The organism is Enterocloster alcoholdehydrogenati (assembly GCF_013282095.1).
Classification (GTDB): Bacteria; Bacillota; Clostridia; order Lachnospirales; family Lachnospiraceae; genus Enterocloster; species Enterocloster alcoholdehydrogenati.
The window spans coordinates 12357-36062 of the sequence record NZ_BLTJ01000004.1 but is presented as its reverse complement, the minus strand read 5'-3'; the positions used below and the strand labels follow the sequence as shown (position 1 = coordinate 36062).

Below are 23706 nucleotides of genomic sequence, written 5' to 3'. Positions count from 1 at the left end.
TTTTTGGAGGTATCATAATGAAAGGTACAGTTAAGTGGTTCAACAACCAGAAGGGTTACGGCTTCATCTCTGACGAGCAGGGCAACGATGTATTCGTTCACTACTCTGGTCTGAACATGGAAGGCTTCAAGTCCTTAGACGAGGGCGCAGAGGTTGAGTTCGACGTAGTAAACGGAGCTAAGGGTCCTCAGGCTACCAACGTAACCAAATTATAATCAATGAACAAACAGTGTACCTTTTTCAAACATATATCGGTTAGATAGAAAGTTGAAGTAAGTTATATCTGAATTTCAAATGATTAAAGATAAGAGCCAGTCGAAAGACCGGCTCTTGTTGTATTCTGGAAACTGCCCTACAGGCATACGCCCATCTCTATGCTCTGGCCAGCTCCAGGATTTCCTTTAATTCTTCCACATCAAAGGTATAATTCCTGTTGCAGAAATGGCAGTTCACCTCAATAGGCTTACCGTCGTCGATCATTTCCTGAATATCCTTTTTCCCCACGCTGATCAGCGCCTTTGCCACTCTGTCCTTGGTGCAGTTGCAGTAAAAACGTGCCGGCAGCCTGTCGTTGATTTCAAGCCCCATATCACCCAGGATCTGTTCAAGGATCATCTCCGGCGTATTCCCCACATCCATAAGTGTGGTGATGGAATGGATCTCCTTAATCCTGCTCTCCAAAGCATCGATTACTGCCTCCGAAGCGCCCGGCATCAGCTGAATGATAAAACCGCCGGCCTGACGAACCGTATTGTTCTTATTCATCAGAACGCCCAAAGCCACGGAAGATGGGGTCTGCTCTGAGGTTGCATAATAATAGGTAAGATCCTCTGCGATCTCTCCCGTCACAAGGATCGTCTGTCCCACATAAGGATCCTTTAAGCCAATGTCTTTAATGACGCTTAAAACGCCGACTCCCAGCGCGCCGCCTACATCCAGCTTTCCCTTGTCATTGGGAGGAAGCATGACCTCCGGGTGAAAAGCGTAGCCCTTCACGCCGCCATGGGCATCTGCCGTCACCACGAGACCGCCGATAGGGCCGTCCCCCTGGATTTTTACGGTCAGAATATCCGCATCTCCCTTCATATCATATCCCATCATAACAGCCGCTGTCATCAGCCGTCCCAGTGCCGCTGTCGCTACAGGGCTTGTGTTGTGCGCCTGTCTGGCCGCCTCTGTCAGATCCCTGGTCGTAGCCGCAAAGGCCCGGATCTGTCCCTCGGCCGCTGTCGCTCTTACTACATAATCTGCCATCGTTATCTTCCTTTCTCTGTCTTTCCATGCTCTCTGAGAACCACATAGATCCGTTCGCTGTCCGCCCTTACCGGATCCCTTGTAAATGCGTCATAGGCTGTGACAAATTCCAGCCCGGCCGCCTGGGCCGCTTCTTTAATCTCCTTCAGCAGATAGCATCTTTGAAAATGGGTCTCCTCAAACTTCCGGTACAGCTCCCCCTCCCGGATAAAAAGCGTCAGATCATATTCATTGATCCGCTCTTGCTCATCATAATAGTTTTGCCAGATGAAACTGCTCTCCTGCCGATCCTCAGCAAAGGTATTTTCCCCCATAAGCGTTCTGTATTTATATTCTGTATTCAGGTCGAAGATAAATACGCCTCCGGGGTCCAGATAATTATTCACCAGCCGGAACACCTGAACCAGATCATCCGGATCCAGGATATAGTTCATGGAATCGCAGATACTGACCACAGCGCGGACAGTGCCGTACAGTTCAAACTCCCGCATATCCTGCAGCAGATAAAGGATATCCAGTCCGGCTGCCGCCCGTTTTTCCATGGCAATCTCCAGCATCTCCTCTGAATTATCAGCGCCGATCATATCGTAGCCCGCCTTTGCCAGCAGCTGGGTCATGCTTCCTGTGCCGCAGCCAAGATCCAACACCAGGCCGTCCTCTGCCCCGTATTCCTTTAACAGCGCCGTCAGATAGGCGGCCCACTCCTCATAGGGAACATTGTCCTGAAACAGGTCATAGACCTGTGCAAAGCTTGTATATGCTTCCATCTGCTTCTCTCCGTCTGTATTCCAGCCGGGGACCGGTTCAACAGCCCCTGTAACGCCAACTGCCTGTCCGGGAATGCCGGGCAGGCAGTCTGTGCAGCTTATTCGTGGCCATAGAACGTCCGCTCGGCGTACCTTCTATTGTTTAAGCGTTCTTACCGCAGCACTTCTTGTACTTCTTGCCGCTTCCGCAGGGACAGGGATCATTTGGGAAAATCTTCTTATCCTTGCGCACGGTGCCGGAAGCCTTCTGCGCCTTGTAAAGCTCCTTGCGCTTGTCAGCGGGCAGAATACTGTCCCACTGAGGAAGTTCATAAAGCCAGCTGGCCTTTGCCTCTACCATATTATAGTACAGTTTCTCAGGATCGATCTCGATCTTTACCTCTGTGTCCTCCTCCATTGTGTCAATGGGGTTTTTGTAGCCCTTTAAACTCTCATTGATGCCATCCAGAAAACCGGTCATGATCAGAATCTCTGTGTTGTACTTTTCAGCCAGTTCCTTTACCGTGCCCGTAACTGTCTCAGAAGGAGCGGAAAGGATCTGCTCATAGATGCCCTTCTCGATCTGGAAATATCCAGACCACAGTTCTTCTTTCTTTTTATCATCCAGGCCGTCACCATATGCCAGATTTCTCCATGTTTCTAATAATGCCATAGTTAAACCATCCTTTTTGTATATTTTATAGAAACCTATAGTAATCTATAGTATATAACAAAAGCTCATATTTTTCAAATAGTTTTATCGGAGTTTTGCCCATTTGAGCAAATGCTCCTCTGCGCCTGTATATTTCCCCGGATCCTGCGGATACTTTATAAGGCAGCTTACCGATCAGAGGGTCTTATTTGAACCCTCTGCGCACCCATATGGGCGCGCGTTTTCATTAAAGGAGGAACATCCATGAACGCAAACAAAACCAACGAATGTATCCAGTGTACCATCAAAAACTGCACCCACCATGCTGACGCCATGGACTACTGCACCCTTGACACCATCCGCATCGGCACCCACGAGATGAACCCTACCAAGAAGGAATGTACCGACTGTGAATCCTTTGTAAACAAGATGCAGTAACAGCAGAATCTTGCGCCATCTGTTACAAATTTATTACGTTTTTTTAAGTTTCCCTGACTACCATTGATTTTTATATGCGTCCATGGTATAGTGGAGACAGTCAGAGATGACGCGGGCCCGGCAGTACCTGTGAAAGCAGCGTACCCCGGGCCATCCCCCTTTTTGTGGGAATTTTTCATTTCTTCAGGCAGTTTCAGCCTCTAAAATGTTTTGAACTTTCCTCTTGTTAATTTCCTCAATCGTGCTATAATCATTCATATGGGGATATAGCTCAGCTGGGAGAGCGCTGCGTTCGCAACGCAGAGGCCGTGGGTTCGAATCCCATTATCTCCATTCTCCGTATGTAATATTTACAGGCAGTCCCTCATCTTAAGAGACTGCCTGTTTTATACCCTAAAACAGAATTCTGTGCCGATTCCGGCATCTCCCTTCAGGATTATTGCAATCCTCTGGCAGGGAACGCCATAGCCCATTACCGGATCCAGGCACCGTCCGCCCCTACCCGGTAACCGTCCGGCGTAGTAGTGCTGGTAAGCATACTTCCATCAGATCCCAAATAATACCAGGTTCCGTCCTGTCCGGCGGCCCAGTAATTTTTGGCAACGGCACCGTTGGAGCGGAGGTAATACCATTTCCCCTCTACCTGACGCCAGCCTTTGGCCATATAGGTATCAGAATCGATCCAATATGTGCCGTCCGAATCGGAAACCCATTCTCCGGAGGCCTTGGCTCCGTTATCCTTGATAAAATTCCATCCCTTATCTGTTTTTACCCATCCTCTCTGCGATGTCACTCCAGGACCGCCGGATGTGCCTGTAACCGGGCTGACAGCAGATCCCTGAGAAGAGGTTTGGCTCCCTGTACTGCCCGATCCATTCCCGTTTCCCGAACTGCCCGCCCCATTTTCGCTTAATACTCCAGCCTCTGCCAGTTTGAAACCGTAATCCAGCATGGCTTTCGTATCTGTATAGTGAGTAGACTGGCTCTTCATCACCACAGCGATCATACGGACGCCGTTTCGTTCCGCCACCGTAACCAGGGTGTTTCCTGCCTTGGAGGTATATCCCGTCTTTCCTCCGATAATTCCCTCATAATACCTGGAATCACTGGGATTGAGCATCTTGTGTCCCATGGTAACCGTAAGACCGGAAGGATTTTTCTTCGTGGCGGGGAGCGTATATGTACGGGTAGACGCTACGGTTTTTACCACATCATTCTGAAAGGCCGCTCTGGCGATCAGCGCCATATCGTGAGCCGTAGTATAGTGGTCAGGGTCATTTAAACCATGGGGATTGGTAAAATGGGTGTTGGTACAGCCAAGGGCGGCCGCCTTTGCATTCATCTTATCCGCAAAAGCCTGATTGCTCCCTGCCACGTGCTCTGCCAGAGCATTTCCCACCTCATTGGCAGATTTTAAAAGCAGGGCATACAGGCACTGACGAACCGTCATGGTATCGCCCTCTGTCATTCCAATGGATACAGCGCCGGACTCCAGATTGGTAGTAGCTGCCGCAGAGAAGGTCACAGTGTCATCCAGGCTGCAGTTTTCAGCCACCACCAGGGCTGTCATCAGCTTTGTTATGCTGGCTGGATAATACTTTGTATCTCCGTTCTTAGAAAACAGCACCTTGCCCGTTGCTCCGTCCATCAGCACAGCCCCGGCTGAAGCCACTGACGGCTGGGCTATGTCAGCTGTGCTGACCTGCGAGGAAGTATTTCCCTGTGCAGGCGTATTTTCCTGCGAGGAAACACTTCCCGGCCCGGAAGTATTTCCCGGCCCCGTACTCCCCGGAGCAGCGGGCGCTGCTGTTTCCTGTGATGAGGTCTGGCCTGTGCCAGGATCCAGCGGTGTGATCGTTACCGCATAAGCGGGGAGAGACAGGCCCAGAACCGTCGCACTGCAGAGACCAAGAAGTGACTTCCATCTGTTTCGTATCATATGTTAAATACCTCTTCCGTTTTATATTTTTAAGGAATCTCCCTCTCTGCAATGAAATACAAAATCAGACTGCTGTCCGCAGGGCGTAAATCACAGCATAAAACACACCGGCGCAGACTGGATTTTTACCAATACCATGCCTGAAAATACAGATATAAGGGAGACCTTTATGGCACACTTTTATCAAACTTTTTCCAGTATATCATAATTCACTCCAACAAAAAAGCACAGAAGTATTACATTTTCATTAAGCGCAATCATTTTCCAGAAAGCCTCCTTCTTCTGCCTGTACAAAAAAAGCTGCGGCCCTGGGAGCATTTCCCAAAGCCGTAGCCTTTACTTGATTCTTATATGAAATTATTTCCTGAAACCGGAAATTAGTACATTCCGCCCATATCAGGTGCTGCTGGTGCTGCTGGAGCCGGCTCCTTGATTGCTGCAACTACAGACTCAGTGGTGAGCAGAGTAGACGCAACGCTGGTAGCATTCTGCAGAGCGCTTCTTGTAACCTTTACAGGATCCAGAATACCAGCCTCGATCATATCAACAAATTCCTCGTTGTATGCGTCAAAGCCCTGACCTACTGCAGACTCCTTTACCTTATTTACAATCACAGCGCCTTCCAGACCTGCATTTGCTACGATATGGAACAGAGGAGCTTCCAGTGCCTTTAAGATAATCTTAGCACCGGTTTTCTCGTCGCCTTCCAGACCGTCTACTACCTTCTGCACGTCAACGGTAGCGTGTGCGTATGCAGAACCGCCGCCTGCGATGATGCCTTCCTCAACAGCTGCGCGGGTTGCGTTTAACGCATCCTCCATACGAAGTTTCGCTTCTTTCATCTCTGTCTCGGTAGCAGCGCCTACACGGATAACAGCTACGCCGCCTGCCAGCTTAGCCAGACGCTCCTGCAGCTTCTCCTTGTCGAAATCAGATGTTGTCTCGCCAATCTGCTTGCGGATCTGAGCCACTCTTGCGGCGATTGCCTCCTTGTCGCCCTCACCGTCAACGATAATGGTATTTTCCTTCTGTACCTTAACGGATTTTGCACGGCCTAACTGCTCCATGGTAGCATCCTTCAGATCCAGACCAACTTCCTCGGAGATTACGGTACCGCCGGTCAGGATAGCGATATCCTGAAGCATCTCTTTTCTTCTGTCGCCGTAGCCAGGGGCCTTAACAGCAACTACATTGAAAGTACCTCTTAATTTATTCACGATCAGGGTTGTTAAAGCCTCACCCTCAACATCCTCAGCGATAATCAGCAGTCTTGCGCCCATCTTTACGATCTGCTCTAACAGAGGCAGCAGATCCTGAATGTTGGAGATCTTCTTGTCAGTGATCAGAACGTATGGATCGTCCAGATTTGCCTCCATCTTATCCATATCGGTGCACATATATGCGGACAGGTAACCTCTGTCAAACTGCATACCTTCTACCAGATCCAGCTCTGTTTTCATGGTCTTGGATTCCTCGATGGTGATAACACCGTCCTTGGAAACCTTCTCCATAGCATCAGCTACCATTGTACCAACCTCATCATCAGAAGCGGAAATAGCTGCTACTCTTGCGATCTGAGCCTTGCCGCCCACTGGCTTGCTCATAGCCTTGATTGCCTCAACTGCTGCGTCAGTAGCCTTCTTCATTCCCTTTCTTAAGACGATCGGGTTTGCACCTGCCGCCAGGTTCTTCATTCCTTCATTTACCATGGCCTGTGCCAGTACGGTAGCTGTGGTGGTTCCGTCGCCTGCTACATCGTTTGTCTTGGAAGCAACTTCCTTGATCAGCTGCGCGCCCATGTTCTCAAATGCATCTGCCAGTTCGATCTCCTTTGCGATGGTAACACCGTCGTTTGTGATTAACGGTGCGCCAAAGGACTTGTCAAGAACTACGTTGCGTCCCTTCGGTCCTAATGTCACGCGAACGGTATCTGCTAACTGATTTACGCCTGCTTCCAGTGCCTTGCGGGCTTCTACGCCATATTTAATCTGCTTTGCCATGTCAATCAACCTCCAAATTATAATAAGTCAGTATTTTTAAATGATTACTCTACTACTGCCAGAATGTCGCTCTGCTTTACGATCACATACTTCTCGTCATCCAGCTCAACCTCTGTTCCTGAATACTTGGAATAGATTACTGTATCGCCGGCCTTTACCTGCATAACCACTTCCTTGCCGTCAACCACACCGCCCGGGCCAACTGCGATAACCTCAGCCTGCTGTGGCTTTTCCTTTGCCGCGCCGGGAAGAACGATGCCGGACTTGGTAGTCTCTTCTGCAACTAACTGCTTTAATACGACCTTATCAAATAATGGTACTAACTTCATATCTGGATTCCTCCTTGTGATCATTGATATTTTATCAGCTTTCGCTGTTTACTGCTTTGTTTGCTCACAATGTAAGTTATACCACTGCTTATTAGCACTGTCAAGGTTTGAGTGCTAATATTTTTGCTATTTTTTTGCAAACCCTTTAAAATCAATGGTTTGCTGTATCTTATTTCTTTTGAAATTGTGATTTTTTCTGTTTTGACACCAATTTGACACCAATTTTTCTTTTTATGGTGTCAAGCGTTTAACGCCATGCTATCCAGTCTTGCAATCTCTTTTTCAATCCTTGTCAGCTCTCCGATATGGTTATACACTTCCATTGTTACATCTATATGGGCGTGTCCCATAATATATTGAAGAACTTTTACGTCCATACGGCACTCTGCCATTCTGGTACAAGCTGTGTGACGCATTACATGAGCTGAAAACTTTGGTAACAGCTCTGCTTTCCTATGCTCTTTTTTTGCTCTCTCTACTTCGGTTTTGTTATATGTGTCTACAATGTTATATAAAACACTATTTACGCCATTCGGCATAAGCGGTCTGCCCGATTTCGCTGTAAAGACAAACCCAGAATACCCGTCCACCTCAATGCTCTTATCCTTTGCAAGCATGAAATTGATTTTCCTTTGTTCCTCAAAGGCTTTTGCAACTTCTTGTGTCATAGGTATAATACGAATACCCGACTCCGTTTTTGGTGTTGAGATATGGAACTTGCAACCGTCGCCTAAATTCTTATAAATGAGCTGGTGGTCTACATTAACCGTTTTTGCCTTGATGTTTATATCTTTCCATGTAAGACCAATAAGCTCCCCACACCTTAACCCCGTACCAATCATTATGGTAAACATGGGATAATATGTGTTATAGACATTGCTCTGTTTTACAAACTCCATAAACTTTTCTTGTTGAGAAACAGTTAAGGCTTCTTTTTCCTCTGCTGGTTTTCCATAATCGCTAATGGAACTTTTTGCAGGGTTCTTTCGGATAATATCATCATCAACAGCCATTTCTAATGCAGGATAAAGCAGGTTGTGAATATACTTGATTGTAGAATAAGCATATCCAGCTTTGGAAAGTTTCGCATAATACGCTTTAATATGTGAGGGTAAAAGCTGAACAACTTTAATATTTCCAATCTCGTCTTTTACTCTGTTTTCCCAAGCACGAACATAACTAACTCTTGTAGTATCAGCCAGCTCACGAGTTGCCATATAACGCTCAAACAACGTGTTAAGCGTCATTTTTTTGATTGCTCCGTCTGTCAGTATGTTATCTTCCATATCCTTTGCAATCTGTTTCTCTTTTTCTCGAAGCTCTGGTAAATCTTGTGCATAGACTGTCAATCTCTTGCCTGTTCTTACATCTGTATAACGATAACTGTATCTTCCATCATTACGCCAGTTTTCGCCCTCTCTTAATTTTCTTCCTTTTGGGTCTTTTCTACTAATTGCCATGAGAACCATTCCTTTCTGAAAAAGCCTCTTTTCTTGTTCTCACAGCGTGCTTTGTCCTTTCTTATTATACTACACACGCCAGAGAACATAAATAGAAAATCGCTCTATTCTTCCAAATATATCAAGTATTTTTTGACTTTTTCTATGGAATAAAGAACCCTGCGACCTATCACAATTTTTGCTCCTGCCTGCTCGCCAATCTTTCTTGCAGTAGCACGACCACAAGATAACATAGCAGACAGCCCCTCTATATCAACAGCAATCGGCTGTTCCGTTGCTCTTATCTTCGTTTTATTCATATTCCAACACCTTACCTTGCTGGAACATCACATCATTTAACACATCAGTATTTAACATAATGTAACACCCCCTTACTGAGTGTCTATTTTATAAGTTACAGAAGCAGGCAGACGGCTTTGGAAAGCTCCGTTAGTATCTCAACTATTCCCATTCTTGTGGGCAGAACCGCACCATGCGGACGTATCATTATTCTGTGAGGATAGGTCGTGGCAAAACGACTTTTCCAACAGTCGCTCTCGGATCACTGCGTGGGGCGCTCGCTTTCTTTTGGAAAGGTCATGGCGTACAGTTCCTGTGGCTCGCTATCTCACAAACGTATCTGCCTGCTTTATTCAGTTGTCAAAGAACTATCGGCTATTCAGCCTATTAAAATCAACTTTCAGATTTTGATTTTAATAGAATGACAAGTGAAGTGGCAGGAAAGGGGGACGTGCCAGACTTCACTTGTATGTACTACATCACTACAATTTCAAAATTCATCAGCATATCAAGTAATGCTGTCTGAACTCTGTTTTTTAAATCTGCGTCTACCACCATGCAGACGTTACCGTGTTCGTCATACAATCTACGCAGACATAGTTTGGAAATGTAACCGTCATAAAATTTCATAACTGCTTCAATCGCTTCTGGGTCGCCCTCTGTTGCTGATAAAATAACTTCAAAAGGCAGATGTTCATATTTCTTCATTTGCGTTCCTCCATAATTTTTCTCATTGCTTCAAGTGTTTTAGTTCTGTGATACTGGACGTTAGAACGGGGAATTTTAATAAATTCGCTGATTTCACTATCCGACATATCCATAAAGTAGGATAACAAAATAATGTTGCGTTTCTTCTCTGTCAATGTTTTAAGGGCTTTGCTTAACTGGTCGTCCTCAACCCATACTTCAATGCCTAAGATATTGAATACAGTATAATCACTTTCGTATTTATCCAATTCTCCAAAACGTGATTGTTCATAATCTGGAATATCCGAAAATAAACATTCGTGTTTTTCACGCCTTTTCATATCACGGTAGCCTTTCTTTACTGCACGTTTAATTACTTTTTTTGAAAGGCAATCAAACTGTGCTTCAATGGCTTGTTTGAAAGAAGATGTTTTCATTTGCTCACCTCCTTTCCGTGCTGGATTGAAATAAACTTTTGTTTATTTCCCCCTTTCCGCACCCTAACTACCCAAAGAGGTGGCAAGCTACCAAGATTTTCAAAAAAATTTTTTTGAAAAACAAAAACAGCCCGATAATGTGTAATTACACAAACGGACTGTTTTATAAATTCTGATGATATGAATTTTTAACTCATATAAAGGGTGTAATGATTGTAATAGTGGACTGAAATATTTATCCAGTTGAGAACGGCAAAGCGTTCTTTTGTATGCAGTCATGGTATAGCCCCCTTTAACCAGAGCCATACCTTGCACTCACAAGAAAAAGGACAGTTCTGGTTATATCCAAAACCGTCCCGTTATTCTTCAAGACGCACAAAAGTATATTATCTAAGAACGGTTTTTTTTATTTACCGCACACGATAACAACTTTTGAATTATTACTGCATACTATATGCACTTTTAATACATTCTAAATACATCACATGAAGTATAAACTCATGCTAGGTGATTTAAAATGAGAAAAGCAAAAGAAACACAAACTTTTGATTTCAGACCTTTAGGGCTGGCAATCAGAGAAGCCCGTGAAAGAGCAGGGCTTTCTCGTAATGATTTAGGCGATAAAGTGTTCTATGGAGAACGTCATATCGCTGATATTGAAAATATCGGGTCGCACCCTAGTTTTCAATTATTCCATGATTTAGTTACCATGTTCAATATATCAGTTGATGAATATTTCTATCCAGCAGAGAATGTCGTAAAAAGCACAGCTCGCCGTCAGATAGAAACTTCTCTTGATTTATTGAGCGATAGCGAATTAAAAATCATTCAAGGTACGATTGACGGTATCTTGAATAGCAGGGAAAGCAAGAAGTAATCAGCTTCTTGTTTTCTTTTTTGTCTTTGATACTCTTATTTGCTAATCTGCTCCGCAGGTAACAAATAAGAGCCGACAATCTACAAGTTACAATAACCTATAAATTATCGGCTCTGCGTCTTAGCGTCTGGCTCTTTGATAACAGTTACTTTTCCATACTTTATATTGATTAAAGTTTCAGCTTTGCACTTCGGACAATACAATGGGAAATTTATTAGTTCTGTATCTTTCCGTATTCTTGTTCGTGTTTTGTTACTACAAACAGGACATAGTACCCATGACTGTTTTTCCACAACACCACCTCTTTATTTCTTTGAATTTCTTATTTTGAATACTCTTTTTGTCATCATTTTCGTTCCTATATGCGAGTAAAGGTACAATTTAATTTTTGACATATTCTGCGTATGCTTAGAAAAAAGTATATCGGGAGAAGAAAATATACCATAATCATCAACAACAGCTTCTTTCTGAATAAAAACATCGTTTCCCGTCCAAGCAATATTAACTGTTTCCAAGTCTTTAGTTGCAATAGCAAATTTTTTGAATATACCTTTATATTCAGTATATTTTTGTTGTACTGTGTATAAATAGTCTTTATCGATTATTACACCTTCTAAAGCAATCCACTTATCATTAAAGAAAACTTCTACCCATGTATGCAAAATATATTTAGGTGCTAACAAATAAATAATTTGGGGAAGTGCTCCCTTTTGAAAATCTTTTGACACATTAAAGGCGTGTAATCTGCACGGTATATTAACTGAACGTAATAGTGCCATTAAAAGTGTTGCTTTAGTATTACATTGTCCGAAACCATCTTGTAAAACTTCAACCGCACTCAATATATCCGTAGAGTTATATCCAAATAAAATATCATTTTGAACAAACTCATAAATGTTTTTTATTTTATGAAATTCGTCTAATTCCAGCCAGCCTTTTTCCCTAACTAAATCACTAATCTTAGCAGAATTAAAATTTAACATTTTCGTTTCTTTCAAATATTCTTCCATAATAAAGCTCCTTTCTTCATGGCTTTATTATATTTTAAATTTCATTAGTAAACTTTCAAAAATTCGCTATCTTTTAACGATAATGAAACGGTCATACCCATCATTTTTTTTACTGTACTTGCAAAATGGGACGGACTATCAAAACCAGCAATCATTGAAGCCTCCGTGATATTTCTACCAGCGAACAATTCATCAAAAGCCCGTTCCATTTGATGTAATATAATATAGGACTTTAAAGGTATTCCAGTTTGTTCTTTAAATAAATGTGATAATCTGCTGGAAGATAAAAATACATTATCTGCTAAATATTTGATACTATGGTCGGTGCATTTACAAGTGTCTAAAATCTGGAAAATGCTAGATATTCTTTCATCATACGTGTGTTTATACATAGATAGTTCTAAATAATTTAATAGATATTTGTAAAAATATTTATATTGTTCAACATTTGTACTATGTAATAACCTTTTAACTTGCATGCTCAATTCGTATGTATCTATTTGGTCATAAATCAAAAAATCTTTTTCTCCCATTTTATCAATAAGTTTTTTTCCATACACAGATGTTGGGTCAATAATCGAAGAAAAATACAATTTCCCCTTTGCCGAAAAAGAATGTGCAACATTTTTATTTACAACTATAACATTACATTTAATCCGTATGTCTTTGATAACTATTTCCACATAATCGTCAACACCAACAAATAACTGTAACATCAAATGACTATGTGTATCAGCGTCTAAATGATTTGTAATCATGCTTATTTTATCTGTATCCCAAAAGATTTTATTTACAACTTTCATAAAATGCCCCCAAAAAAGTTCCCAATCCCAAACTTTTGTCTTTTTCGTAATCTGCCATAATCAAACTTCCTTCCATTAATAGCGGTCGATATTTCCACTGTAATTATGGGCTTTTTCAAGAAGCGGTCCTTTTGCGCCCATTGTAAATGCAATATCGCTACTTCTAATACACAATAACTCATTTCCTACATTAAGATGTAACTGTTCAAGTAATTGTGGTGTGAATTGAATACTTCCATTTTCTTTTACAACAAGCCATGTATATTGGCGACCTTTATATGTAATCAATGTCCCTTGTGGAATAGACTGGTTTTTTAACTGTGGACATTCATGTAAAATATGACTTAGCTTTGATGTAGATAGCAAAGAATATGTCGTTACACAAAATCCTCCAGTAACCTTACTTCCCGTGAAAATAATAATTTTATTATCATTCAGCACTCGATATTCTTTAAGTGCTTGTGTTGGAAATTGAACAGTTAAATTATCGTGTATCAAAGATAACCCAAATACAAATTTCCCACCTTTATTTAATTGCGGCATAAGCACAACTCCTTTCTATCTTCCATTTTTCAAATATTCGTGATACAATCAAAATAAAAGTAATACAACCAAATACTACTCTATATATAGAGTATATTAAACTGTTGTATTTGTCAAGGAGTGTAAAATATATGTTATCAAAACCAGCAACTATGCTTTTAGGGCTTATTAGCCATCAACCACTTAACGCCTATGAAATTGTCAAAACTTTAGACTACATGAATATCAAGTATTGGTTTAATATCGGTACTTCTACCGTATATGCAACGATTAAAACTTTAGAGAAAAAGCAATATATCACTGGCGAAGTACAAAAGGACGGTAATATGCCCGATAAAACAATCTACTCAATCACAGAACAGGGGACGGCTACATTATTAGATACCTTGAGAACTTCTTTTTTGAAATTCGATTATGATACAAATATCTTTTCTATCACAGCATTCTTCCTTGATTGTTTACCCTTAGAAGAACAAAAAGCACTATTAGAAAAGCGTATGTTTGTTTTACATGAATACTTGTCAGGTATTCAAAAACAAGATACAGAAGAATGGGAAGAACGGGTCAATTCATATCATATCGCCAATCTTCAACGCATGACGGATATTGTATTAGCTGAAATCAGCGGTACAAAACGCCTTATAAAAGCTATAACAACTAAATAAAATATATATGAATATGGCTTGCAGAGCATACAGTGTATGACGCAAGCCTTTTCCTTATCCTACAATCTTCCAGTTACTATCTTTATGTAACACAAGCTCATACTGTGATATTTGCGTTGCCTTTGTTTGATTATCAAGGAATTTCACGGCTACTTTGACTTTCACATTGTCCCCGTCCTTTGTAAAGATAGGGTTTACCAGTTCAGAATAAAGGTAGTCCCTGCCGATAGGCTCAATCACATTTCCCGATACATAGTAGGCAAGCTCTTTTTCTGTGGCTGTTGGATAGAGATTAAAGAATGTTTCCAGAAATGTGGTAGCGTCATTTACCGTATCAGCGTCCAGATTTCCGTCTGCTTCTGGTGTCTTTGGCTCATAGTACGACTTTTCGATTGCTGGTGCAAGGGTAGGGTTCTGAACGATTACCATATCCCCGTCAGCGTCTACATGGACTTCTACGGTATAGGTTGCCTTGACATTTCTAGTCTGTTCTCCCTCTTTTATCTGCTGATCTACTTCGTAGGTAGCAGAAAAAGTGTCCGTCCCCGACTGCTCAATATTCCACACAAGCACATCTGTAACTGTGGAGCTGGTCGGTATATCCGTTCTAATGGTATCCACATTCAAGTCCTGCAATTCCTTTGTCAGATAACCGCTGATTGCCTGCGTCCTTGCTTCAATCGCTTCTTTGCTATTATTCCATGTGTAGTAGGACTTCGCAAAGTTCTTCACGAAATTTTCAATCCCGTTGGTGTCCTGCAAGCGAAGTTCAATGATTTCTTTTTCATGGGTGGTATGCTGGTCGATAGCCGTAAAATTCTTATACACTCCGAAGCTCACGCTTGCGATAAGCACCACCCACAACGCAATCACGGTTTTCTTATGTGTGCCTACCTTAACAGTACGCACCTTTTTTTCTTTTGGTTCTTTGAGAGTTTCTGTCTGTTTCTTATTCTTCTTAAACATATTTTCAAGTCCTTTCTATTGTTTTACTCGTCCTGCACCGATTAAGTGCTGTTGCCAGTAACTACCGCTTAGGTCTGAATATCCTATCGGGTCGCCTGCATGATATATCTGGTTATTCCCTACATAAATTGCAACGTGCGTTACATAAGTACCAGCGTTATAGGTAGAATGGAAAAATACCAAGTCCCCAGCCTTTGCCTGCGAGAGTGGCAGATGTTGGGTAGCGTCATACTGTGCTTGTGCCGTTCTCGGTAAGGAGATACCAGCTTTTCCATAGCACCATTGCGTCAATCCCGAACAGTCAAAGGAAGTGTTGGGATTGCTACCGCCATACACATATTTCCAGCCTTGATATTTCAACGCTTCATTCATGACCTTTTGTGCCAGTTCTCCCGATACCTGCGGTACAGTTAAATACTGATTGACTAATTCCACATAGAACATATTTCCATAGCCATACCGCCAGCCCCCATTCTTTGCAACGGCTATCGGGTTGGTGTAGGTTACTTTCTTTCCACCCGATTTTTCACGGGCGAAGCTCTCTGCAAGGTTAAAGGTGTGTTTCTTTCCTTTTCCTGCCACATATCCCACATAACCACCGCCATAGTTATAGGACTGTATCGCTACATTCAAATCGTCGATACCTTGATTTTTGCAGGAAGAAAGCAGGGACGCAAAATACTTACACCCCTGCTTGATTGAGCTTTCCGTATCTAAAGAGTTGGGCGGTAAACCAAGACTTTCTGAACTCTGCATAACATCTTCTGCCGTACCGCCACTTTCTACTTGAATGATAGCCAGTAGCACGTTGACATACTCGGAGATACCGTTTTCTCTGGCGTATTTTTCCACCATAGGCTGATGTTTCAAGACTTCTGCGGATAAGTTCATACCCGTAATGCCAGAAGAAAAGTTGCTGTTCTCGTCGTCGCTGTCCGCACTAATGAGGACACCAAAGAAAAGCACCAGAGAAAAGAGGATAGGAAACAGACTGCCGATAAGAGCGATATGTTTCAGTTTCATTTTTTCTTCTGTCCTTTCTTCGTTACAAGGTTACGAGTTTTCTCTATGGTCTGCTGGTTCTTCTGGACGCTCTGCGTCTGCTGAACCTTTGTCCTGCGGTCTTTCGTGTAATTCTGGCGTGTTTCCTGCGATACCACTTTTTCTACATTCTGCCTATGTACTGTCTGTGTAGGCTGGGGTGCTTTCTTATCAGAAGCACCAGAAGATAACGGACGCTCTTTGATAACATTTGTCTTGACTGGCTCACTTGCTTTCGGAGTTGGAGCTGTGGCTGGGCGTTTGACTTCCTGCATTTTTTCAGCACTCGGTTTTGGAATGGTTGAAGCTGTGGCTGGTCGCTCATGGGGACGGGTAGCTCCCGTTGTCTCTGATCCGTCCGTATTTCTACGCCTTGCTTCTTGTGCCTTTTGAAGCTCCATACGCTTGTCAGCGATATTTTTCTTATGTTGTTCCTGCTTTTCCAAGCGTCCCGTCTGTCTGGACTGCTGTTCCTGCACCATGCCACGCTTGAAGTCTGATACGCTGGACTTTGCCTTTTCCTTTGCGGAATACACCGCATAAGCGGTCTGTGTCGGCATATCCTTGATATTCTCTTTGACAGCGTTTGCCTTGTCTTTCACTTTATTTTTCGTATCTAAGACAGCACCCACCTTTGAGCCTGCACGCTGTCCCATGCTGGAAGTGGTATTGCCCCGATTTTCTTTAGAAGCGGTATTTTTTCTTTCAGCCCTCTTGCCAGCAACGGCACTTCCAGCCACCGCACCAGCCACACCGCCCGAAATACCGCCAGCACTTACCGCCCTTGCAATATGGTGTTCCATACGTCTAGCCCTATGTCGCATGAACAGATACGGTCTGCGGAAAATTCTTCGTCCCATGCTTTGACTGTCGTTAGCGTTCAAAGAGAACATACTCATTAAGTCGCCCAGCTTCATGTAAATACCAGCGAAACATACTATCTGTAAGAACGCCACCATAAAGAACGGATAGTCCGTGGAAATGTTGTAAAACATACTGGAAATACTAAATGCCACCGTTACAATGAGCGTTATTCCTGCCCGTGTCATTATGGTATTAAATACCCTTACGATTGCCTGCTTTGCCATGCTTTCATAGCTCGGTATCATGGAAAGTAAAAAGCTGATAGGCAAAAACATTGCAAAGATAATAAAAAGTATCTGGCTGAACAACATCATGCCTGTAAGCAAGAATACAAATATCGTTATCCCTAAGTTGAAGAACAGTAGGAAAAACACCATACCCAAACGGTTTACCACCTGCGGTATTGTCAGATTGTTGTTGTCGTTATCCTCGATTTCTGTTTTCACGACTTCTTCTCTGGTCTTTCCGTCCTCGTCCTCTGGGCTTGCCGATACGAGAGCTTCGACACGGTCTGTCCCGATTTCCTCTGCATTGCTGTTGCCGAATTGTAAGAGTAGCCACGGCTGTTCCACTTGAATAGAAAATAAGCTGTCCCGTATCAAGTCCACGCTGTCCTTGCCCTCGCTGTCAGAGTTAGGGAGCATGATTTTTGTTCCCAAGTCCAAAGAAGCGGTACTGATGTCTGATGAAAATTCATTTATCTTCTTGATGTAGTCGGGAGCATAAGCGATAAACGAAGCGGACAGCACGAACACCACCACAAAGTTGATAACAGCGTGAAGTGCCTTGCTGGTTTCCCGTTTTATCAGTCCCGTATAGGCAACATAAAGTCCCACGACTAAGATAATGAGAAGCAGGAAACCAACATAAAAGCCCGTAGAAGAAAAGCCGTTCTGTGTTACGCCTGCAAGGGTCTGTATGCTCTTTCCGATACTGTCTGCCATATCGTTGATAAAATCAAGTTTATAGGCTTCCTGCACCACATAGCCCGTGGCATTGCTTAAATAAAGGCTTATCGTCCAGACAAAGTTGGTAATACAGTAAAGCCCGTACTGCACCGATTTTCCGATACCGTCCAGCCAGTTCCACGGAAGCCACGACCAGCTATTATCTACATAAAAATCAAGCTGGTAATTCGATAGCGGATATTTTGAGTAAAGATTTTCTGCGTTTATGGTATCGTCCACAAGCCCCGTCGCATGAGCCACCGTCCCCAGAAGTGAAAGCAGGATAAGGGAGAGTACCACGACAAACAGAGCCATTTTGAGAAAGTGAAAAATCTTCTTTTTTGTGAACGCACCTTTTATCCTTTCTTTCATCACTCCACCTCATTTCTCTGCACGGGCGGTCTTGTATCAAAGGCGTGTAGCAGTTCTTCAAAGACGGGGTGTATCTGCACCACACCGACACGCCCGTATAAGTCCTGCAATAAGCATTGTCCGTTCTCTAAATCACGCAAGCGTTTCTGGTTGTTTTCGTCGTCCTTGTCAATGCCGAAAAATTCTAAGGTCTGTTTTATCTCGTTGATGTCGGTACTACGAAAGGCAAACTTCAAACCGATATTGTTTTTCAGACTTTCCTTTGATACGTCGCCAGAGGATTGTGTAACGAAATAAACGCCTGCCTGCATAGCTCGCCCAGCACGAACCAGCTTGTTAGAGAGCGTTTCTCCTTGTGCCACATTTAAGAACGCCCACGCTTCGTCAAGGTCTACGATTTTGAAGATAGAACGGTCGCTGTGAATGAAGTCGAGTGCAAAGGTACTAATCACAATCAGCATAGACACCGACAATAATTCAATGGTCGTGTATTCCTCAAAAGTGGTATCTTTATCTGGCAACACAAGGTCGGCTACTTGAATGATATTGAGCTGATTATCTAAACTGATAGCATTTTCCACCGTACCGTCTGAAAACAGCAGGTGTGCAAAGTCGTAGTCCGTGAAGCTGTCGATATGGTCTGCGATATTTCTTGATACTGGCGTATCTTCACGGCGAAGCTCATCTATCACATGGAGCAAGCCCCGACTGTCGCTCTGGGTAACAGAACGCACCGCCTTACGAAGTACGGGAAATTTTTCGCCGTCCCTAGAGGAAATACCCGTAAGGAATGCCAAGATGTCGATTGCCAGACTTTCAGCGTCTTTGACATTCTTCATAATCACAAACGGGTCAAGAAGTCCTGCATTGTCCTTGTCGCTGGTAAGGTTTACGATATTGATTTCATGGGCGATTTCTGGGAGCGTTTCTTTCCAGTTGCCACGCTCTGATTTTGGGTCTAAAATAACCGCTTGTCCCCCAAAGAGAACAGAGTAGTACACAAGAAGATTGTTGCAGAACGATTTACCACCGCCAAGACTTCCGACAAAAGCAGAAGCTAAAGCGTTGGTAACTGTACCTTTTACGCCCTGCGAAGCTAAAGACGGTTGCAGGTACACATTTCTTCCCGTATCGACGGAATAGCCGATATAGATACCCGTATTTTCCCCTAACTGCTGTGTCGCTCCAAAACCAAGCCCTGCCAAAAAATCTGATTTTACATACTGCACATAATCATTGATATATCGCTTGCTGGCTGGTAAAAATTCAGAATGAAGCCCCAGCATATCGCCAGCAGGACGCACCAGTTTTACATTGAGGTCGTCGTAAAAGTCCTTGACTTCATCACAACGGCGTTTTAATTCGTCCAAATCATCAGCACAGACACGCACCACATAAGAGAGCTTATACATACTTTCTTTAGTCTGGTCTAAGTCTGTTTCCAGCTCGTCCACGCTGTCTAATGCGTCCACCACATTTGAGCTGGTTTCACTTCCTGCTTGATAGGCGTGATTGTCAAGGTCTTTCAATTCCTTTTTCTTGTTGCGGACAGTTGTTAATGCTTTTCGATTTTCCACGATTTCTACATTCATAGAAGTATCAACGGGGAATGTGAATTGCTGTTGCTGGAAATAGAAGATTTCACTTGACGGAAAATCAAGCTCCCCGACAATCGCATTGACAGTAAAGTAGGACACATAGCTTTCCTTATCCTCATGTTCCAGTCGTAAATACCGCTGGCTTTCCTCAATCACACACCTTGTCGGACGGATAAGGTCATAGTATTTTATCAGCGTTTCTTTCTTATAGTTCTTCTTTGGTAGCTGGTACGCATAATCTTCATAGGCGATACCGTCCCTGCCGTAAAGATGTTCCATGAGATACCCAAAGTCATTGATTTCCAAGCGACGCACCTTAAAGCGACGGGAGATTTTATTTTCCAGTAATTTTTCCATTTTCATGTAACGGTTGATTTCATCATTCGGCATGGAAACAAAATCATTCATCAGCGTGTGGTTCACTTCATGGAGAAATTCTTTGAACGTCAGCCATGCCGATTTTTTGATGTTCTTCAGATTGAACTGTTCTTCCGTAACCATGAGCTTAAAGCCAAGAAAAAAGCGGTAGTCCACTTGATTGTCCCCAATCATAGATACTAACGCTTCGGTCTGCTCGTCTATCTTCTGGCAGGCAACTTCCTTTAATTTTCCAGTTACCAGTTTCTTTGACTGCTCCTGCATACTTCGTATGGAGCTTTCCGTGGCAATCTGCAAGGCATGAATTTTACCCTCACGGGATTGTGCGATTAGCTGGCGAAAGCTGTCATGCACAATAAATTTCTGCTCTGCGGATAAGAAAGAATAGTTGTACGGTATCAGCTCATAATAGGCAAACACTTCATTGTCCTTGTTCCAGACAAGGTTATTGTCAATATATTTTATCGGGAACATCGTTCACACTCCTTACTGCCGTGATTGTTTCATTCAATATCTGCTTATGCAGTTTTACGGCTTTTCCTGCATAAGTGATTTTCGGTCGCAGGGCATAGGTTATTTGCGATTTCAAAAAGCTGTACGGCTTCTTTCCGTCAAAGGTTTTCTGCGACATAAACCAAGTGAGAGCAACGGGAATACCGAAATATTTGAGAAATGCTCCCTCAATCATGGAAAGTGGGGGAATATCCCCAAACAGAATGATGATAAATTCTGTAAGCACAAACCATGTAATCTGCGTAAAGGTAACGGGAAAGGGCAGGTTAAAGTCATTGATTGCATACAAGACTTTTTCCACGTTCCAGATACCCGTATAAGATTTAATTTTTTTCAAGTTCTTCCAGCTCCTTTCGTAAATTTCTAAATGGAAAAGGACAGCCATTTTCAGACTGTCCCTCAATATAAAATCGCTGTCAGTAGCAACAGTTCTTGTTGCTGATCTTCCAGCTTATCGTTTGATTTCACACATACCGTACCTTGTTTTTACAAAATAGTCTTGAATTTCAATATCTCTGCCATAGGCTTCACAATCTATGTAATGGAAAAAGGCAGGCGGTATTTCCCCAAGTACATTTTCTTCATAAATCTTCTGATACGCAACATCTTCCATTGTTTCACACCTCGAATAGCAGATAATATCGCCAATATGGTCTGCCAGTTCTTCAAGGTCGCCATAGTAGGAAATAAAATCGTCAAGATTATCTAACACTTCCTCTGGAAAGTCTTGTATCAGCTCATAGATACGGTTTAGTTCTTCTATGGACGTATATTCTTCCAACTCGCAAGGGAAGTTTTCGCTATCGTGGATAACGTATTCTTCATAACGACCATTCAGCCCGATACGCTCTGCGATTTCTTCCTCGTCGAGTGGAAAATGAAACCACGCCCCTTTGACACCGCCCTCAACATAATCCCCTAAATTTGCGATATAGACTGCCATATCATCAACGCTCATTAGACCACCTCATTTCTATGGAAGTTCGTAGATACCGTGTTCCGTTTCTATGAATTTTCCATTGTCGTCAAGATACTGTCCGTAGGCTTCAAAATTGAAGTATCGGACTAGGCGTTCGTCAATCTCTGCAAAGGCAGGGTCGTTGTCTAGCAGATGTTTCGCCACATCAGCCATGTTCTTACACCATGAATAGTGGATAATGTCGTGTCGGTGCTGGTGCAGTTCCTCAAGGCTGGTAAAGTGGCACATCAGCTCCCCGTAGTCCTCTTTCAAATCGGCTGGCAGGCTTTCATAAGTGTAGTAAAAATCATTGAGCCTATCCACCGTAGTATCTTCGTCCACTTCCTCGGCAAAGGGCAGTTCCTTTTCTGTGATACGGTAATCATTGCTTTCTGCGTCCACGCCCAGCCTTTCAGAAAAGAGTTCCTCGTCAATCGGCAGGGTAAACCATGCGGATAGTATATCGCCCTCGACTGTTGGGACAGCTTCAATCTGTACTCTTAATTCATACATTGTTTTTCACTTCCTCTCTGTTGTTTCATAACTGCCTGTAATATCTGGTAGGACATACCAAAAACATAGACAGAAAAATCTTCCAGTTGTTTTTTAGGATAGTCGGCAGGGCTCAGCCGTTTCATTTCCTGCCATACTTCACGCTTGTAAAAGGGCATGTCGGAAAGATATTCACAGCCGACTTTTGCCTGCATATCCTTAAAAATATCGTTCATTTCATCACTCCAATCTGATTTTTAGGTAAGAAAAAAGCAGTCAATCCTAAGACCAACTGCTTTGTGTGTATGGATATGAAATTGTTTTTAATCTTGAATAGGTATCCAAATTTCAATAACTGAATTATCTCTATTCCAATGGAAACGGTAATCATATTTTTCAAAGTGCAGGATAATATTTTTTATAGGGGTATATGGTGTATTAGGAATAATTTCCTGATAAATTTTTCCATAAGTTTCATATATTTTTTCCATAGCACCAATATGTTCCACAACCAAATATTTATAAGACGGTATTTCTTTATACAGAAAGCCCTCTGGGGTAATGGTTCTTTGGGGAATAGAACAGAAATAATAAAGTTTTCCATTTCTTCTTTCCATAAAAGCATATTTTACCCAATTTCCCGATTGTGAAAGATACGCTTTTTTCAAACTACTGTTAAACTTTCTCCAAAACTGTGTACTAATCTGAATATTCTTTTTTTGATAATTAGTCAGTTCTACTTCTTGCCCAATAACTGCAAATGCGTTTAATTCCTTTATAGAAAAATTTATCATTTTACCTTGTGAGCAGTGATAACGGTATAACTGTACGCATTTACTGTTATAATACAATTATCAATCGTTATATACCAATTTTTTCCTTTTCTTGTGATTTCCGCATTAGAAAGGCTAATTTTTTCTTTGCACCATTCAATTACATTTTCTACATTCAAAGATAAGTTCTTTTTAATTCTAATAACGCCAAGTTCAGTTGTGTGAAGTCTTCCTAAGTTTTCCAGTAATTCATTTTCCATATTTTGATACCTCATTTTTCAGCAATTTATTTGTATGTTTTATATCCCAATTATAACATTCTCATATCAGCACTACAATAAATTTTTATGCACCGATGATTTTGTTAAACAACTCTAACAGTACATCTTTTACACCGCCAGCATTGAATACCAAGCCGACAGCAATTAAGGCAACTACCAAGAAGCCGATAAGTTTGGAAAACTCACGCTTGAAACCTAAGTAGATACCGATAACCACGATCGCCATAAGCACTAAGCTCTGTGCATTTGATAAAAACCATTGATACAAATTTTGTCCGAAATTCATTTAATTGTCCTCACTTTCTTCTAATTGTTTCGTTTCACAGTCAGCTTCTTTGCCGACATTCAAAATACACATCAAGACTACGCCGATACCCATTCCCATAGATACCAGCAGGAAGTCT

At 42.5% G+C, this 23706-nt stretch carries 29 protein-coding genes, 1 tRNA gene and 1 pseudogene; 5 read left to right on the top strand and 26 right to left on the bottom strand.

Annotated elements, in window-relative coordinates; all coding sequences use genetic code 11:
- Positions 1 to 17 precede the first annotated feature (17 nt).
- On the top strand, positions 18 to 215 hold the full coding sequence (locus HW447_RS05725; RefSeq protein WP_021869793.1) for a cold shock domain-containing protein: 198 nt from the start codon (positions 18 to 20) through the stop codon (positions 213 to 215).
- A 157-nt stretch (positions 216 to 372) separates the two neighbouring features.
- Here HW447_RS05725 and hslO read toward each other — a convergent pair whose 3' ends face one another.
- From hslO to HW447_RS05710, 3 genes are all read right to left on the bottom strand, one after another.
- Positions 373 to 1254 carry an Hsp33 family molecular chaperone HslO gene (gene hslO, locus HW447_RS05720; protein ID WP_176254364.1) on the bottom strand — a complete coding sequence of 294 codons (882 nt, stop codon included), beginning with the start codon at positions 1252 to 1254 and terminating at the stop codon, positions 373 to 375.
- Positions 1255 to 1256: 2 nt separating this feature from the next.
- A complete protein-coding gene (locus HW447_RS05715) occupies positions 1257 to 2021 on the bottom strand; it encodes a class I SAM-dependent DNA methyltransferase (RefSeq protein ID WP_176254363.1) in 765 nt (254 codons plus the stop codon).
- Positions 2022 to 2163: 142 nt separating this feature from the next.
- A complete protein-coding gene (locus HW447_RS05710) occupies positions 2164 to 2673 on the bottom strand; it encodes an SEC-C metal-binding domain-containing protein (protein WP_176254362.1) in 510 nt (169 codons plus the stop codon).
- Positions 2674 to 2916: 243 nt separating this feature from the next.
- On the opposite strand from HW447_RS05710, the gene HW447_RS05705 reads away from it, so the two are divergent.
- Positions 2917 to 3090, top strand: coding sequence for a DUF1540 domain-containing protein (locus tag HW447_RS05705; RefSeq protein ID WP_176254361.1), 174 nt, complete (start codon positions 2917 to 2919; stop codon positions 3088 to 3090).
- A 260-nt stretch (positions 3091 to 3350) separates the two neighbouring features.
- Positions 3351 to 3423: transfer RNA gene (locus HW447_RS05700), tRNA-Ala, on the top strand.
- A 139-nt stretch (positions 3424 to 3562) separates the two neighbouring features.
- Here HW447_RS05700 and HW447_RS05695 read toward each other — a convergent pair.
- From HW447_RS05695 to HW447_RS05665, 7 genes are all read right to left on the bottom strand, one after another.
- Positions 3563 to 5029 carry a serine hydrolase gene (locus tag HW447_RS05695; RefSeq protein WP_176254360.1) on the bottom strand — a complete coding sequence of 489 codons (1467 nt, stop codon included), beginning with the start codon at positions 5027 to 5029 and terminating at the stop codon, positions 3563 to 3565.
- 377 nt (positions 5030 to 5406) lie between these two features.
- Complete coding sequence (groL, locus tag HW447_RS05690; protein ID WP_176254359.1) at positions 5407 to 7029, bottom strand: chaperonin GroEL; 1623 nt, start codon at positions 7027 to 7029, stop codon at positions 5407 to 5409.
- Positions 7030 to 7073: 44 nt separating this feature from the next.
- Complete coding sequence (locus HW447_RS05685; RefSeq protein WP_066546627.1) at positions 7074 to 7358, bottom strand: co-chaperone GroES; 285 nt, start codon at positions 7356 to 7358, stop codon at positions 7074 to 7076.
- 239 nt (positions 7359 to 7597) lie between these two features.
- Positions 7598 to 8818 (bottom strand): tyrosine-type recombinase/integrase, encoded by a 1221-nt coding sequence (locus HW447_RS05680; RefSeq protein ID WP_176254358.1) that lies wholly within the window; start codon positions 8816 to 8818, stop codon positions 7598 to 7600.
- Between the two features lie 104 nt (positions 8819 to 8922).
- Entirely contained in the window at positions 8923 to 9117 is a 195-nt protein-coding gene (locus tag HW447_RS05675; RefSeq protein WP_101880270.1) for a hypothetical protein, read from the bottom strand.
- A gap of 454 nt (positions 9118 to 9571) precedes the next feature.
- Positions 9572 to 9805: a helix-turn-helix domain-containing protein gene (locus tag HW447_RS05670; protein WP_176254357.1), complete on the bottom strand. Its 234-nt coding sequence runs from the start codon at positions 9803 to 9805 to the stop codon at positions 9572 to 9574.
- Positions 9802 to 10221 (bottom strand): RNA polymerase sigma factor, encoded by a 420-nt coding sequence (locus HW447_RS05665; protein WP_106622564.1) that lies wholly within the window; start codon positions 10219 to 10221, stop codon positions 9802 to 9804. The genes HW447_RS05670 and HW447_RS05665 overlap by 4 nt, the downstream gene beginning before the upstream one ends.
- A 517-nt stretch (positions 10222 to 10738) precedes the next feature.
- Here HW447_RS05665 and HW447_RS05660 point away from each other — a divergent pair.
- Positions 10739 to 11098 (top strand): helix-turn-helix transcriptional regulator, encoded by a 360-nt coding sequence (locus HW447_RS05660; RefSeq protein ID WP_176254356.1) that lies wholly within the window; start codon positions 10739 to 10741, stop codon positions 11096 to 11098.
- Between the two features lie 104 nt (positions 11099 to 11202).
- Here the strand turns inward: HW447_RS05660 and HW447_RS05655 are convergent, their stop codons facing one another.
- The 4 genes from HW447_RS05655 to HW447_RS05640 all read right to left on the bottom strand — a co-directional run bounded on the left by HW447_RS05655 (position 11203) and on the right by HW447_RS05640 (position 13454).
- On the bottom strand, positions 11203 to 11391 hold the full coding sequence (locus tag HW447_RS05655) for a cysteine-rich KTR domain-containing protein (RefSeq protein ID WP_025477909.1): 189 nt from the start codon (positions 11389 to 11391) through the stop codon (positions 11203 to 11205).
- A 12-nt stretch (positions 11392 to 11403) separates the two neighbouring features.
- The gene (locus tag HW447_RS05650) at positions 11404 to 12108 is read right to left on the bottom strand and encodes a transglutaminase-like domain-containing protein (protein WP_176254355.1); all 705 of its coding nucleotides are present in this window, start codon (positions 12106 to 12108) and stop codon (positions 11404 to 11406) included.
- Positions 12109 to 12152: 44 nt separating this feature from the next.
- Complete coding sequence (locus HW447_RS05645) at positions 12153 to 12911, bottom strand: helix-turn-helix domain-containing protein (RefSeq protein ID WP_176254354.1); 759 nt, start codon at positions 12909 to 12911, stop codon at positions 12153 to 12155.
- Positions 12912 to 12986: 75 nt separating this feature from the next.
- Positions 12987 to 13454 (bottom strand): hypothetical protein, encoded by a 468-nt coding sequence (locus tag HW447_RS05640; protein ID WP_176254353.1) that lies wholly within the window; start codon positions 13452 to 13454, stop codon positions 12987 to 12989.
- A 131-nt stretch (positions 13455 to 13585) separates the two neighbouring features.
- On the opposite strand from HW447_RS05640, the gene HW447_RS05635 reads away from it, so the two are divergent.
- Positions 13586 to 14119, top strand: a complete 534-nt coding sequence (locus HW447_RS05635; protein ID WP_176254352.1) for a PadR family transcriptional regulator — start codon at positions 13586 to 13588, stop codon at positions 14117 to 14119.
- A 54-nt stretch (positions 14120 to 14173) separates the two neighbouring features.
- Here HW447_RS05635 and HW447_RS05630 read toward each other — a convergent pair whose 3' ends face one another.
- From HW447_RS05630 to HW447_RS05575, 12 genes and pseudogenes are all read right to left on the bottom strand, one after another.
- Positions 14174 to 15085, bottom strand: a complete 912-nt coding sequence (locus tag HW447_RS05630; protein ID WP_176254351.1) for a conjugal transfer protein — start codon at positions 15083 to 15085, stop codon at positions 14174 to 14176.
- Positions 15086 to 15100: 15 nt separating this feature from the next.
- The gene (locus tag HW447_RS05625) at positions 15101 to 16108 is read right to left on the bottom strand and encodes a bifunctional lytic transglycosylase/C40 family peptidase (RefSeq protein ID WP_176254350.1); all 1008 of its coding nucleotides are present in this window, start codon (positions 16106 to 16108) and stop codon (positions 15101 to 15103) included.
- A complete protein-coding gene (locus tag HW447_RS05620; RefSeq protein WP_176254349.1) occupies positions 16105 to 18309 on the bottom strand; it encodes a CD3337/EF1877 family mobilome membrane protein in 2205 nt (734 codons plus the stop codon). Before HW447_RS05620 ends, HW447_RS05625 begins: the two co-directional genes overlap by 4 nt.
- Positions 18309 to 20759: a conjugal transfer ATPase TcpF gene (gene tcpF, locus HW447_RS05615; RefSeq protein WP_176254348.1), complete on the bottom strand. Its 2451-nt coding sequence runs from the start codon at positions 20757 to 20759 to the stop codon at positions 18309 to 18311. The genes HW447_RS05620 and tcpF overlap by 1 nt, the downstream gene beginning before the upstream one ends.
- A complete protein-coding gene (locus HW447_RS05610; RefSeq protein WP_002606086.1) occupies positions 20737 to 21135 on the bottom strand; it encodes a conjugal transfer protein in 399 nt (132 codons plus the stop codon). The genes tcpF and HW447_RS05610 overlap by 23 nt, the downstream gene beginning before the upstream one ends.
- Positions 21136 to 21249: 114 nt before the next feature.
- The gene (locus tag HW447_RS05605) at positions 21250 to 21756 is read right to left on the bottom strand and encodes an antirestriction protein ArdA (RefSeq protein WP_176254347.1); all 507 of its coding nucleotides are present in this window, start codon (positions 21754 to 21756) and stop codon (positions 21250 to 21252) included.
- A gap of 15 nt (positions 21757 to 21771) precedes the next feature.
- Positions 21772 to 22269 (bottom strand): antirestriction protein ArdA, encoded by a 498-nt coding sequence (locus HW447_RS05600; RefSeq protein ID WP_002606084.1) that lies wholly within the window; start codon positions 22267 to 22269, stop codon positions 21772 to 21774.
- Positions 22257 to 22484 (bottom strand): hypothetical protein, encoded by a 228-nt coding sequence (locus HW447_RS05595; protein WP_002606083.1) that lies wholly within the window; start codon positions 22482 to 22484, stop codon positions 22257 to 22259. The genes HW447_RS05600 and HW447_RS05595 overlap by 13 nt, the downstream gene beginning before the upstream one ends.
- Positions 22485 to 22571: 87 nt before the next feature.
- A complete protein-coding gene (locus tag HW447_RS05590) occupies positions 22572 to 23042 on the bottom strand; it encodes a GyrI-like domain-containing protein (protein WP_002606082.1) in 471 nt (156 codons plus the stop codon).
- Positions 23039 to 23281 (bottom strand): DUF3781 domain-containing protein, encoded by a 243-nt coding sequence (locus tag HW447_RS05585; protein ID WP_002303262.1) that lies wholly within the window; start codon positions 23279 to 23281, stop codon positions 23039 to 23041. The genes HW447_RS05590 and HW447_RS05585 overlap by 4 nt, the downstream gene beginning before the upstream one ends.
- Positions 23282 to 23366: 85 nt before the next feature.
- Entirely contained in the window at positions 23367 to 23588 is a 222-nt protein-coding gene (locus HW447_RS05580; RefSeq protein WP_002323342.1) for a hypothetical protein, read from the bottom strand.
- Positions 23589 to 23702 (bottom strand): annotated as a pseudogene (locus HW447_RS05575) (DUF3789 domain-containing protein); the annotation flags it as partial. It lies immediately after the preceding gene.
- Positions 23703 to 23706 lie beyond the last annotated feature (4 nt).